This is a genomic window from Haloarcula sp. S1AR25-4, assembly GCF_031624555.1.
Lineage (GTDB): Archaea > Halobacteriota > Halobacteria > Halobacteriales > Haloarculaceae > Haloarcula > Haloarcula pellucida.
The window spans coordinates 687609-700659 of record NZ_JAMQOR010000001.1 but is presented as its reverse complement, the minus strand read 5'-3'; the positions used below and the strand labels follow the sequence as shown (position 1 = coordinate 700659).

The 13051-nt window shown below is 66.7% G+C and carries 11 protein-coding genes; 6 read left to right on the top strand and 5 right to left on the bottom strand.

Features of this window, described 5'->3' with window-relative positions:
- Positions 1 to 63 precede the first annotated feature (63 nt).
- The 3 genes from NDI85_RS03590 to sucC form a co-directional block, all read right to left on the bottom strand.
- Positions 64 to 1062, bottom strand: coding sequence for a hybrid sensor histidine kinase/response regulator (locus NDI85_RS03590; RefSeq protein ID WP_310914941.1), 999 nt, complete (start codon positions 1060 to 1062; stop codon positions 64 to 66).
- A 365-nt stretch (positions 1063 to 1427) separates the two neighbouring features.
- A complete protein-coding gene (gene sucD / locus NDI85_RS03585; RefSeq protein WP_310914940.1) occupies positions 1428 to 2300 on the bottom strand; it encodes a succinate--CoA ligase subunit alpha in 873 nt (290 codons plus the stop codon).
- Positions 2297 to 3445, bottom strand: coding sequence for an ADP-forming succinate--CoA ligase subunit beta (gene sucC / locus NDI85_RS03580; RefSeq protein WP_310914939.1), 1149 nt, complete (start codon positions 3443 to 3445; stop codon positions 2297 to 2299). Before sucC ends, sucD begins: the two co-directional genes overlap by 4 nt.
- Before the next feature lie 225 nt (positions 3446 to 3670).
- Here sucC and NDI85_RS03575 point away from each other — a divergent pair, with 225 nt between their 5' ends.
- A complete protein-coding gene (locus tag NDI85_RS03575) occupies positions 3671 to 4429 on the top strand; it encodes an NAD-dependent deacylase (RefSeq protein WP_310914938.1) in 759 nt (252 codons plus the stop codon).
- Here NDI85_RS03575 and NDI85_RS03570 read toward each other — a convergent pair.
- The gene (locus NDI85_RS03570; RefSeq protein ID WP_310914937.1) at positions 4426 to 4857 is read right to left on the bottom strand and encodes a DUF5793 family protein; all 432 of its coding nucleotides are present in this window, start codon (positions 4855 to 4857) and stop codon (positions 4426 to 4428) included. The two genes, NDI85_RS03575 and NDI85_RS03570, sit on opposite strands and share 4 nt — an antisense overlap.
- 121 nt (positions 4858 to 4978) lie before the next feature.
- On the opposite strand from NDI85_RS03570, the gene NDI85_RS03565 reads away from it, so the two are divergent.
- The 5 genes from NDI85_RS03565 to NDI85_RS03545 all read left to right on the top strand — a co-directional run bounded on the left by NDI85_RS03565 (position 4979) and on the right by NDI85_RS03545 (position 12122).
- Positions 4979 to 5479: a TIGR04206 family protein gene (locus tag NDI85_RS03565; protein ID WP_188994553.1), complete on the top strand. Its 501-nt coding sequence runs from the start codon at positions 4979 to 4981 to the stop codon at positions 5477 to 5479.
- Positions 5480 to 5563: 84 nt separating this feature from the next.
- A complete protein-coding gene (locus NDI85_RS03560) occupies positions 5564 to 7186 on the top strand; it encodes a type II/IV secretion system ATPase subunit (RefSeq protein WP_188994555.1) in 1623 nt (540 codons plus the stop codon).
- Between the two features lies 1 nt (position 7187).
- Positions 7188 to 9629 carry a type II secretion system F family protein gene (locus NDI85_RS03555; protein WP_310914936.1) on the top strand — a complete coding sequence of 814 codons (2442 nt, stop codon included), beginning with the start codon at positions 7188 to 7190 and terminating at the stop codon, positions 9627 to 9629.
- A gap of 38 nt (positions 9630 to 9667) precedes the next feature.
- Positions 9668 to 11320, top strand: coding sequence for an ATP-dependent DNA ligase LigA (ligA, locus tag NDI85_RS03550; RefSeq protein ID WP_310914935.1), 1653 nt, complete (start codon positions 9668 to 9670; stop codon positions 11318 to 11320).
- Between the two features lie 58 nt (positions 11321 to 11378).
- The gene (locus NDI85_RS03545) at positions 11379 to 12122 is read left to right on the top strand and encodes an MBL fold metallo-hydrolase (protein WP_188994561.1); all 744 of its coding nucleotides are present in this window, start codon (positions 11379 to 11381) and stop codon (positions 12120 to 12122) included.
- Positions 12123 to 12136: 14 nt separating this feature from the next.
- Here NDI85_RS03545 and NDI85_RS03540 read toward each other — a convergent pair whose 3' ends face one another.
- Entirely contained in the window at positions 12137 to 12985 is an 849-nt protein-coding gene (locus tag NDI85_RS03540) for a sugar phosphate isomerase/epimerase (RefSeq protein ID WP_188994563.1), read from the bottom strand.
- Between the last annotated feature and the right edge of the window lie 66 nt (positions 12986 to 13051).

The following is a 13051-nucleotide window of genomic DNA, read 5'->3' as shown; positions in this document are numbered from 1 at the left end:
TATTTCCCCGTGCTGTCGGTGGACGTTCGGTCACACGGTTCAGATGGCCCTACTCTCGACGGGTCAGCGGACCGCCACGTCGAACCGCGCGCCGCCGCTATCGCTCTCTCCTACGTCGACGGACCACCCGTGTGCCGCCGCGGCCTGTGCGACGACGAACAACCCGTACCCCTCTCCGGTCCGCGCCGTCCCGTACCCCTGTTCGAACACGCGCTCGACGTCCGCGTCCGGGATTCCCGGGCCGTCGTCGGCCACGTAGAACCCCTCGTCTGTCGCGCCGACGGTGACGGATACGTCGTCGCCGCCGTGGAGCAACGTGTTCTCGAGGAGGCGTTCGAGAACCACGCCTAGCTGGTCTGGGTCGACGGTGAGGGTCCCATCAGATTCGACGTCGAGCGTCGCATCGCGGGCATCGAGCCGGCCCCAGACCTCGTTGGCGACGTCCGCGAGCGAGACTGACTCCGTCGCCCCGACCGGTCCCGAGACGGTGGCGACCGTCGAGAGTTCGTCGAGCATCGCCTCCACCCGGCTGATAGACCGATTCATCGCCTCGCTGTGTGTCGTCTCGACGTCCAGCAGTTCCAGTCGCCCGGTGACGACGTTGAGCGGGTTCTTCGCGTCGTGGGCGAGCGACCCGAGGGCGTCCTCCCACCAGGCGGCCTGTATGGTTCCGTCGCGCCACGGTTGCCGGAGGAGCGCACGGAGACGACCGGCCAACTCCGGCCCGCTGTCGTCGTGCCAGCGGACGTAGTCGCTCACGCCGGCCACGAGCGCCGTCTCGACGCGGTCGGTGTCGACGTCGGTACCCACAGCGAGGACGGGGAGTGTGACGCCGGTCGCTCGAATCTCGTCCAGCATCGTCACGGCGTCCTGTTCCGGCGGATTGTCCCCGAGTACGACGGCGTCGAACTCCCCGCCGTCGAGACGGCCTAACAGGTCAGACCGGCCGACTTCCTCGACGTCGATCCCCTCGACGTCGGCGAGGGCTGTGGAGACGCCGTCGAGTCCGGCCGTGTCGTGTCCAGTCAGTGCGACGCGTCTGGTGTGTCCCCACGCGGTCATTCATCGGCCATACGAAAAGCGTGGATAAGAAAGGGCGGGTTACAGCAGGTCTTCGATGTGGTCCGCGACTTCCTCGGGCGTGTCGCCGACCGGGACGCCGATAGACTCGCTTCGCTCCGCGGTTCACTTCACTCACCGCTTCGCATCGAGGGCTTCCGCCGGTCGCCCTCGTCTCGCTCGTCTATCGAGCCTTCGGTCGCTCTGCTCCACGGTTCACGTTGTTCGCCGTTCCACATCGAGGTCTCTCGCTGGTCGACCTCGCTCCGCTCGCGAAGACGCCGTTGTCCTCCAGCGCCGAAATCTTCGACTCGGCGGCGTTCGAGTTGCGCAGAGAAAACAAGAAGAGACGGAAGCGGAAAGGGCCGCTAGAGCAGGTCTTCGATGTGGTCCGCGACTTCCTCGGGCGTGTCGCCGACCGGGACGCCGTTGTCTTCGAGCGCCGAAATCTTCGACTCGGCGGTGCCGGTACCGCTCCCGGAGACGATGGCGCCGGCGTGGCCCATGCGCTTGCCCGGCGGGGCCGTGCGGCCGGCGATGAACCCGGCGACGGGCGTGTCCATGTGCTCGCCGATGTAGCGGGCGGCCTCTTCCTCGTCCTCGCCGCCGATTTCGCCACACATGGCGACGGCGTGGGTGTCGGGGTCGTTCTCGAACAGTTCCAGCGCGTCGATGAAGTCAGTCCCGATGATGGGGTCGCCGCCGATGCCGATGGCGGTGGACTGGCCCAGACCGCGCTCGGTGAGGTTGTCGACGACCTGATAAGTCAGGGTTCCCGAGCGGGAGACGAGGCCGACGTTGCCCGACGAGAAGATGTTGCCCGGCAGGATGCCGAGTTTGGCGACGCCGGGCGTGATGAGACCCGGGCAGTTGGGTCCGACGAGGTGGGTGTCGGTCTCCTGCAGTTTGCGGTAGACCCGAGCCATGTCCTGGGTCGGGACGCCCTCGGTGATGGCGACGACGAGGTCCAGCCCCTTCGCGTCCATGGCCTCGAAACAGGCGTCGGCCGCGAACGCGGGCGGCACGAACACGACGGAGGCGTTGGCGTCCTCCTCGCGGGCGGCCTGCTGGACGGTGTCGTAGACGGGGACGCCGGCGACTTCCTGTCCACCGCGTCCGGGGACGGCGCCGGCGACCACGTTGGTCCCGTACTCCAGCATCTGCTCGGTGTGGAACTTGCCCTCACCGCCGGTGATACCCTGCACGACGACGCGCGTGTCTTCGTCGACTAGAACACTCATGCTTCCACCTCCTTCGCGTACTCGACGGCACGCTGGACGGCGTCCTCCAGCGTGTACTCTACCGTGACGAGGTCCTCGTTCAGAATCTCCATCCCTTCCTCGGCGTTCGTGCCGGCCAGACGGACAGTGACGGGTTTCGGAATCTCGTCGAACTGTTCTAAGGCCTGATTGATGCCCTGTGCGACTTCGTCACCGCGGGTGATGCCGCCGAAGATGTTGAACACGACGGAATCGACGTTGTCGTCGGAGAAGACCATGTCGAGCGCGTTGGCGATGCGGTCGGCCTTCGCGCCGCCACCGACGTCGAGGAAGTTGGCGGGTTCGCCGCCGTAGTAGTCGACGAGGTCCAGCGTGGTCATCACGAGGCCCGCGCCGTTACCGATGATGCCGACGTTGCCCGACAGGCGGACGTAGTCGAAGCCGTACTCGTCGGCCTTCTGTTCGAGTTCGTCGCCCTCCGCGGCCTCCTCGCTCATCTCGGCGAGTTCCGGCTGGCGGAACAGGGCGTCGTCGTCGATGTTCATGACGGCGTCGGCGGCGATCACCTCGTCGTCGCTCGTGATCATCAGCGGGTTGACCTCGACGTCGCTGCCGTCGCGGTCGTCCCAGAGCTGATAGAGCGTCGTCAGGACCGAGGCCACGTCGTTGGCGACGTCGCGGTCGACGCCGGCCTCGTAGACGACCTTCCGGGCCTGATAGGGATGCATCCCGAACGCGGGGTCGATGTGTTCGCGCGCGATGGCGTCGGGGTCCTCCTCGGCGACCTCCTCGATGTTGACGCCGCCCTTCGTCGAGACCATCGCCACGGGCTTGCCCTCGCCGCGGTCCATGGTCACGCCCACGTACAGTTCGTTGACGAAGTCGACGGCCTCCTCGACGAGGACCTTCGAGACGTGATAGCCCTTGAGGTCCATCCCGAGGATGGCGTCGGCGGCCTCGCGGGCTTCCTCCTTGCTCTCGACCAGTTTGATGCCTCCGGCCTTCCCGCGTCCACCCACGTGGACCTGCGCCTTGATGGCGACGGGATAGCCGATGTCCTCGGCCGCGTCGACGGCCTCGTCAACTGTCTCGGCCAACTGCGAGGCGGGTGTCGGAACGCCCGCGTCGGCGAAGACCTGCTTCGCCTGGTATTCGTGCAATCGCATGTCATACTATGAGGCGCGCGGCGGCGTTTTAAATCCGTCTTTCTCGGTCGCAGTGGCCGGGAGTCTGGCCGAACAGAAGTGGCGGAACGTCCGGAAATGCGTCCCGGGACTGAACGATGTCACACTCGTGAAAGAGCGCCTGATGGAGCGCCGTGCCCGCGGGGGACGGGACACCGCAGCCGAGTGACCGATAGAGACACGGTCGCCGCCCCGTAACGGCCGTCCATGAGTGAGGCCGACGACGACGCGGTCGACGCTATCACCGGAGCGCTCAGAGACGCCGACACAGCCGTCGCGCTGACCGGCGCGGGCGTGTCTACGGCCTCGGGCATCCCGTCGTTCCGCGGCGAGGACGGCATCTGGGAGCGCCGCGACCCGACGGACTTCCACCGCCGGCGACTCGACGCCGACCCGGAGGGGTTCTGGCGGGACCGACTGGAACTGCGTGCGGAGTTCTTCGGCGACGTGGACCCGACGCCGAACGCCGCGCATCTGGCACTCGCCGAGCTAGAGTCGCGGGGTCACTTAGACGCCGTCGTGACGCAGAACGTCGACGGCCTGCACGACGCGGCGGGGTCCGAGCGGGTCGTCGAGCTCCACGGAACCAACCGGCGGGTGCGCTGTGACGACTGCGGGGACCGGCTGCCCGCCGACGCGGCGTTCGAGCGGGCGGCCGACGGCGACCTCCCGCCTCGCTGTCCCTGTGGGGGCATCTACCGACCCGACGTGGTGCTGTTCGGCGAATCACTTCCCGACGTGGCGATGAGCGAGGCCCAGCGACTCGCCCGCGACAGCGACGTGTTCCTCGCCGTCGGGTCGTCGCTGTCGGTCAGGCCCGCGTCGCTGCTACCGAAGATAGCGGCCGACGCCGAGGCGACGCTGGTCGTCGTGAACTTCGAGGAGACGCCGCGAGATTCGGCGGCCGACCACGTGATACGGGCCGACGTGACCGACGTGCTGCCGGCCGTCGTCGACCGACTCTAGAGTTCGACCCCGCCGGGGATGAGGCTCTGCTGCCGGAGGAGGCTGCCGTCGTGGTCGTAGACGAGGAGCGTCCGCTTCTCGTAGACCAGCGATTTGCCCTCACTGTCGGTCAGACGGACCTCGTACTCGCCGTCGTCGTCCCGGCGCTCGGCGGCCGTAACGAGAGCCTGCATCTCGTCGACGGCGGCAGCCACTTCGAGGACGAACTCCCCGGTCAGGCGGTTCGTAAGGGAGAGGACGCCGCTGTCGGCCCCGGCCTGTCTGCGGAAAGCGACGTCTATCTCGTCCGCATCGAGGGTCCCGTCTGTGGTCGTTGTGAGGCGCTCGCGGAGTGCCCCCGACGGACCGTCGTAGTCGATACTGATGGTCGGGGTGCCGTCGTCGTCGGGTTTGCTGTCGATGTCGACGGTGAAGTTGTCGCGCCTCATTCGGGTGATTATAGGTTGGGGACCGCCCGCCATGAACGTAACGGCGGTGCCACCACCGCAAGGGTCTTATCCGCGCCCTTTCGGTAGCTTTTACCCCCTGCCTGCTGGCCCTGCAGACAGGATGGCGTGGGTCAAATCTGAGTACGCTGGCGAACTGGCGGTGCTGTCGACGTGGCTGGTCACCCTCGCGCCGTGGTCGGCGTCGGTGTTCGAGGCCGCTGGACTGACCGTGGTCGCGCTTCGCTTTCTCCCCTTCCGGTTCCAGTTCATCTTCGGCGCGGCACTCCAGAACGAGCGGCCGTTTCTCTGGGCCTGGGAAGTGGCGGCCTTTCAGTCGTCGCCGGAACTTACGCTGGCCGGGTATCTCGGCTTCGCCGCCTTCGTCGCGTCCTCGATCCCGTTCGCTCTGAGCCTGTTCTACTACTTCGAGGAGGGGCGCCTCGCCGCAGCGCTCCCAGTCGACCCCGTCCGCGTCTTCGGCGCACTGCTCGCGCTCGTAGCGCTCTTGACACTCGCCGCGACAGTGCTGTTCGTCCGGTACTTCCCGGGGTTTTCCCTGCCCGTCGGTGCCCTCGTCGCCGCCGTCCTCGCGTACCTCTTGCTCACCGTCGACCGGACGTAACGACTGGCGAGTCGGCGAGCGAATTTAAGTAGGTGGCCACACTATGGCACGTAAATCGCGACTGCGTGCGGTCTCTCACCACTGATGTCTAACCCCGAGACTCCCGACCCCGGCGACGTCGTCAAGGACCCACTGGGCCACGTCCAGTCGTGGCTCTCTCGAACCGCGACGATTCTCTCCGGCGCTGCCGTCCCCGAGTCGAACTACGACCCCGGTCGACACGGGTCGCTCGTGAGCTTCGACGGGCTGGACGGGCTCGAGGAGTTAGAGCGCTACTGGCTCAACGCGCCGTTCGCGTTCGTCTCTATCAACTACGACCCCGACAACGACGAACACCGCTATCACGTCGTCGAACCGTCGCTGACAGATATCGAGCGGGAACTGCTCGACCGACTCTTCGAAGACATCAGGGGGCCGCTCATCTACCGGAACGACGTCGACAGCGACCCCGAACGGGCACTCGGAGAAGAGTTGCGTAACCGACTCGAAGAGTACGGCGTCGTCGTCGAAGCCGAGACGTTCTACCGCCTGTTTTACTACCTCTATCGGTCCTTTCAGGGGTACGGGCACATCGACCCGCTGATGCACGACCCCAACATCGAGGACATCTCCTGTGACGGGCCGGATCTCCCCATCTTCGTCTACCACGACGGCTACACCGACATCGAGACGAACATCGTCTACGACGGGGGGGAACTGGACGACTTCGTCATCCAGTTGGCACAGCGCTCAGGCCAGCACGTCTCCGTCTCCGACCCCGTCGTCTCGACGACGCTGCCCGACGGGTCGCGTATCGAACTCGCGCTGGGACAGGAGGTGACCCCGCGCGGGTCCGCGTTCACTATCCGGAAGTACGCCGACGAACCGTTCACGCCCATCGACCTGCTGGAGTACGGCACCTTCTCGCTGGAGATGCTCGCGTACCTCTGGCTGGCTATCGAGTCCAACAAGTCGCTCATCTTCGCCGGGGGGACCGCGGCCGGCAAGACCACCTCGATGAACGCGCTGGCGATGTTCGTCCCGCCGCGCTCGAAAGTGCTGACCATCGAGGACACCCGCGAACTGTCGCTGTACCACGACAACTGGCTCTCCTCGGTGACTCGCGAGCGTCTCGACGAGTCCGACATCACGATGTACGACCTCCTGCGCTCTGCGCTCCGACACCGCCCGGAGTACATCATCGTCGGCGAGGTGCGCGGGGAGGAGGCCATCACGCTGTTTCAGGCGATGAACACCGGTCACACGACGTTTTCGACGATGCACGCCGACTCCGTCCAGACCGTCATCAACAGGCTGGAAAACGAACCGATCAACGTCCCGCGGCCGATGGTCCAGAGCCTCGACATCCTCTGTGTGCAGGTGCTGGCCCGGTCGGGTGACGAACGCGTCCGCCGTGCGAAGACGCTCGCCGAGATAGAGGGCATCGACCAGCGGACCGGCGAACTCGACTACTCGACGAGTTACTCGTGGCAGGCCACCGAGGACCGTTTCGCCGAACGCAACAGCGAACTCCTCGATGAGATCCGGCAGGAACGCGGGTGGAACCAGTCGGAACTGCTCCGGGAGATGAACGACCGCAAGCGCTTCCTCCGATACCTCCACGAGCAGGGCGTCTCCGACTACCGGCGATTTACCGCGATGGTCAACAAGTACTACGCCGACAAGGACGAGGTGCTGGCCCGAATCGGGACCGACGTGACGGCCTAACATGGCGCTGAACCCGCTGGGATTGGCACCGCTTGCCGTCGTCGTCGGCATCCTCGGTATCGTCGGCCTCGCGTCGGTCGACGATGGGGTCGACCGGCGTCTGACGCGCCTCTCGCGACGGCTTTTCGGACGGTACGTGACCGTCTCGACCGAGCGCGAACGCCAGTTGGAGGCGGCGTACATCGGCCAGACGTACCGGGGATACGCCGCCCGGACGTTCCTGTACACTGGGCTAGCCGCCATCGGCGGCGCCGTCGTCGGGGCGTACACCGTCGGTGGATTCTTGCTCGCCGTCCCGGCCATCGTCGACCTGCTCATGGGCTTGCCGCCGACGATGGTCGCTGCGTTCGGCATCCGCGGGTTCGAACTCGTCCTCACCTCGACTCAGACGCTGTTGGTTCTCATCGGCAGCGGCGTCGCTGGCGGCGTCCTGGCCGCCGCGCTGACCTACACCCTTCGCTGGGAACTCCCGAAGAACACCGCCGAGGTGCGACAGCGGAACATCGACGAGGGGATGACCCGGACCATCGCGTTCATGTACGCGCTCTCGCGGGGTGGCATCGCGTTCCCCGAAGTGATGGGGTTACTCGCCCGGAACGACGAGATATACGGGGACACGGCCCGTGAGATGGCCGTCGCCGTCCGCGAGATGGATATCTTCGGCCGGGACATGATATCGGCCATCGAGCGGATGTCCAACCGGACGCCGAGCGACCGGTTCGAGACGTTCGCGGAGAACCTCTCGAGTGTCCTCCAGAGCGGCCAGTCGCTCTCGACGTTCCTCCGAAACCAGTACGAGCGTCACCACGAGGAGGCCGCCGAACGGCAGGCCGACCTGCTGGAATCGCTCGCGACCATCGCCGAGGCGTACGTGACGATATTCGTCGCCGGGGTGCTGTTCCTCATCACCATTCTGCTCGTGTTCGGCCTGACGACCTCCGACACGCTCGGGTTCCTCCAGATGCTCGCGTATCTCGCCATCCCGCTCGCGAACGTCGGATTCATGGTGTACCTGAGCCAGACCCTCGACGCCCTCGGTATCGGCGACGGTGGGAACACCGACGTCCTCGACCGCGAGCAGACGGCGACGCTCGGTCGCCCGGCGGCACCACGGGACCGGACCGGACTGACCGACGGGGGCGTCGTCCCCGGGACGGACCAGAACTGGGGCCGCCTCCAGTTCCACGACCGACTCCGGTCGGTCAGGCGGGTACTTCGCTCGCCGACCCAGACCCTCCTCTGGAACCCGACGCACGTGCTGTACATCGCGGTGCCGGTGGCCGTGGTCAGCTTCGCCGTTCGCGCCCCCGCCGCATTCCAGACGAGCGTCGTCAACGTCCGGTTGCTGGACGACCTCGTGGTACAATCGGTGTTGCTCGTACTCGGTTCCTTTGCCGTCGTTCGGACGTTGTACTCCCGGCGCATCCGACGTATCGAGGACGCGACGCCGGAGCTACTGGAACGCCTCGCGAGCCTCAACGAAGCGGGGATGACGTTCGTAGAGAGCATCCGCAGGGTGCGCGGCAGCGACGTCGGCGTCCTCTCGCCGGAAATCGACCGCATCTGGGCGGACATCCAGATGGGCGCGAACGTCGACGACGCACTCGTTCGGTTCGGTCGTCGCATCCGGACGGTGTCTGTCACCCGCGTCGTGACGCTGCTGACGAACGCGATGCGAGCGTCCGGGCAACTGGGGCCAGTCCTGCGTATCGCCGCGACCCAGTCCCGGGCGGACCGGCGGCTTCGGAACCGTCGACGCCAGCAGATGCTCACCTATCTTGTGGTCATCTACGTCTCCTTTCTCGTCTTCCTCGTCATCATCGTCGCCGTCCAGGAGGTGCTGGTCCCAGCGCTCCCGTCGTCGGTGCCGACGCCGCCGTCCGGGAACAGACTGGGCGTGGGAACCGACCAGTTCGCTCGCCTCGGGCAGATAGACAAGGCCGCGTACACGCTGGTCTTTTTCCACACCGCGCTCATTCAGGCCGTCCTGACCGGATTCATCGGCGGCCAACTGGGCGAGGGCACGCTCAAGGACGGGGCGAAACACGCCGCGGTCTTGCTGGGTGTCGCCTACGTCGCGTTCGTTCTGCTCTCCTCGCCCGTCGCGTCGCTGACGGTGGACCAGCCGACGGTACAGAGCGGCGAACTGACGGTCGACTCCGCCTCGCTCTCCTCCGGCGGGTTCGTCGTCGTCCACGCCTACGACGCCGACGGCGAGGTCATCGGGGTGTCTCCGTACCTCGAACCCGGGACGCACCGTGACGTGGCGATTCAGGTAGACGACCCGCCCGCGTCCGGCCGGACCGTCGTCCTCGTCGTCCACCAAGACACGAACGGCAACGGACTGTTCGACTACGACTTCGGTACCCCCGGCGGACCCGACGCCCCCTACCCCGCGCCCGGACAGCAAAACACCGTCGCTATCGAAGTCGAACTCCGGTGACGCTGGCTTTACGGTCACCTATCGGGTAGAGGTGGCCGATGGAGTTCGCCGCCTTCGCCGACCGCGCCGCGACTATCGAAGCCGAGAGTGCCGACACCGCCATCACCGAGTGCGTCACCGACTTGCTTGCCGACGCCGGGGACGACCTCGCGACGCTGGCCCGGTTCGTACAGGGCCGCGTGTTCCCAGCTCACGAGTCGACGACCCTCGACATCGGGCCACGCCTCTGCTACGAGGCGATCGCCCGCGCCGCCGGCCGGAACGTGAGCGCCGACGACGTGGAGGCGCGACTCGCAGAACGGGGGGAAATCGGCGACGTGGCCGCGAGCTACGACTTCGGCGGCCAGCGAGGACTGGCGGCGTTCGGCGGTGGCGGGGCCGACGCGCTCACCGTGGCCGAGGTGGCACGCGAACTGACCGACCTCGCCGCCGTCGCCGGCGACGGCAGTCAGGAGACGAAGGTCGACGTCCTCTTTGGCCTGTTCAACCGCTGTGACCCCGACGAAGCCCGCTATCTCGCTCGACTCGTCCTCTCGGAGATGCGCATCGGCGTCGGCGACGGGACGGTTCGGGACGCCGTGGCCGCGGCGTTCGACGTGCCGGTCGACGCCGTCGAACGCGCGTTACAGGTGTCGAACGACTACGGCTACGTCGCCGAGGTGGCCCGCGACGAGGGCGAGACGGGGCTCGACGCAATCGACCTCGAAGTCGGCCGTCCGGTGCAGGCGATGCTCGCACAGGCCGGCACCGTCACCGGGGCGCTGGAGGACTGGGACGACGTGGCCGTCGAGTGGAAGTACGACGGCGCTCGCGTGCAGGTCCACTACGACGGCGAAGCCGCCCGCCTCTTCTCGCGGAACATGGAGGACGTGACCGACCCGCTTCCCGAAGTCGTGGCCACCGTCGAGGATGCACTCGACGTGCCTGCCATCCTCGACGGCGAGGTGGTCGCGGTGGCCGACGACGGCGCTCCGCTCCCGTTTCAGGAGGTGTTGCGGCGGTTCCGGCGGAAACACGACGTGGCGGCGACCCGCGAAGACGTCACTGTCCGCCTCCACCTGTTCGACTGTCTGCACGTCGACGGCGAGGACTTGCTCGACGCGTCGCTCCGCGAGCGACACGACCGCCTCGCCGCCCTGTTCGACGACGGCGTCGTCTCGGACCTGTGGCTCTCGACGGATGCCGACGAAATCGGCGAGGTGGAGGCCGACGCACTCGAAGCCGGCCACGAGGGTATCATGTTGAAAGATCCCGATGCGGCCTACACCCCGGGCAAGCGCGGGAAGAACTGGCGGAAACGCAAACCCGACGTCGAGACGCTCGACTGTGTGGTGACCGGGGCCGAGTGGGGAGAGGGCCGTCGAGCGAACGTCCTCGGGACGTTCGAACTGTCGGTGCGCACCGACGACGGCTACGCGCAGGTCGGCAACGTCGCCACCGGCATCACGGACGCGGAACTCGACGACCTGACCGCCCGCCTCGAACCCCACGTCACCGCCGAGGACGGGCGAAGCGTCGCAATCGCTCCCGAAATCGTCTTCCAGGTGGGCTACGAAGAGATACAGACCTCGACGACGTACGACTCGGGCTACGCGCTTCGCTTCCCGCGCTTTCTGGCAGTCCGCGAGGACAAGGCACCGGCCGACGCCGACTCGCTCTCACGGGTCGAACGCCTCGCCGAGAACGCGTGACGGCGTGAGACCAGCGCTGACCGACAGTCGTATCACGTCGGTAGCGCTATCCCGGCACATGACTATCCGACACGACGGCATCACGGCCGAATGGCTCGGCTACGCCACGCTCAGACTCGAAGGCGACGACACAGTCGTCTACCTCGACCCCGGCCGGTACGGCGTGCTGACCGGCGAGTGGGAACCCGATACGCCGGGCGTCGGCCACCCCGAGACGAGAGACTACGCGCCGAAAGACGGCGACGTGGTCTGTGTCACGCACGTCCACCACTACGACCCGGACGGCATCCGTCGGGTCGCGGCCGACGACGCCACCGTCGTGGCGTTCGAGGGCATCAACGTCCACGCTACCGACCGCGACCTCGACCGACTCTCTGACCTCGACTACGAGGTCCGCAAGGTGAGCATGGAGGACGAACTCTTCGTCGACGGCGTCCCTATCTGGACAGTGCCGGCGTACAACCACGCGGACGGCCCGAACGTCGGCGCGGACGGCGAACCGATTCACCCGAAGGGTATCGGCTGTGGCTTCCTGCTCGCACTCGACGACACCCGGGTGTTCTGGACCGGCGACACGGACGTGCTGGCGGGTCACGCCGAACTGGACGTCTCCCTGTTCGTTCCCTCTATCTCCCAGAGCTTCACGATGGACCGGCACGAGGCGGCCGAACTGGCCGAGGCGATGGACCCTGACCTCGTCCTCCCGATGCACTACAACACGTTCGAGGCGCTGGAGGCCGACGACGAGGCCTTCGCCGCCGACGTCGCGAGCAGGCGCGTCCCGGTCGTGCTGGACCGATAGGGCTCTGCCGTCGGTTACAGATACCGAACGAGCGCCTCGTAGGACTCCCGTGCGGCCCGATCCGGTTCGTCGGGGTACGTGTACAGCTCCAGTGTGGCGTAGCCGTCGTACCCGACGTCGTCGAACGCGTCGAATATCGCTCTGAAGTCGAGGTCGCCATCCCCCGGGATTCGGTGGTAGTGCGTCCCGCCACGGCCGCCGACGATGTCTTCGAGGTGAACACCCGTGATGTGACCCGCCGCCCGGCGAATCGCCGTGGGCACGTCTTCGCCACTGACGGCGGCGTGGCCCACGTCGAGGTTGACGCCCAGTCGGTCGTGGCCGACTTCCGCTATGAGTTCGAGTACGTCGTCGGTGTCGCCCACGAGGAGGTCAGGTTCGTACTCGATGCCGACGTCGACGCCCTTCCAGTCGGCGTATTCGAGTATCTCCCGGAGGGATTCGTGGAGGAGTCGCCTGGCCGCCGCTGGCTGTGTCCCGGGCACCGGTTGGCCGCTCGTGAGACTGATAGCCGGCGCTCCCGCCGCTGCGGCGAGGTCGACTGCACACTTGGTGTACTCGATGCGCCACCGACGAGCGAAATCGTCCGCGCGAATCACGCTCGGTTCGAAGAACGGCGTCGGTGGCGCGTCGTCGTAGTACCCCATCGCCGTGTTCGCGTTGACGTTCGCCACCGCGATGCCGATGTCGGCGAGCGCCGTCGCGATTCGGTCCGTCTCCCGCGTGTCGAGCGACGGAAAGTACGCGTGGGGCTCGTCGCCCAGTATCTCGACGCCAGCGTATCCGTGTCCTGCGATGCGTTCCGCGGCCTCCAACAGCGAGTGTTCGGTGTAGGCGTTCGTCGAGAACGCGAGAGTGACCATACCGCCCGTCACGCCTATCTCCGTATAGTTACCAATCGCGTACCACTCGTTAGTACCGCTTTACAG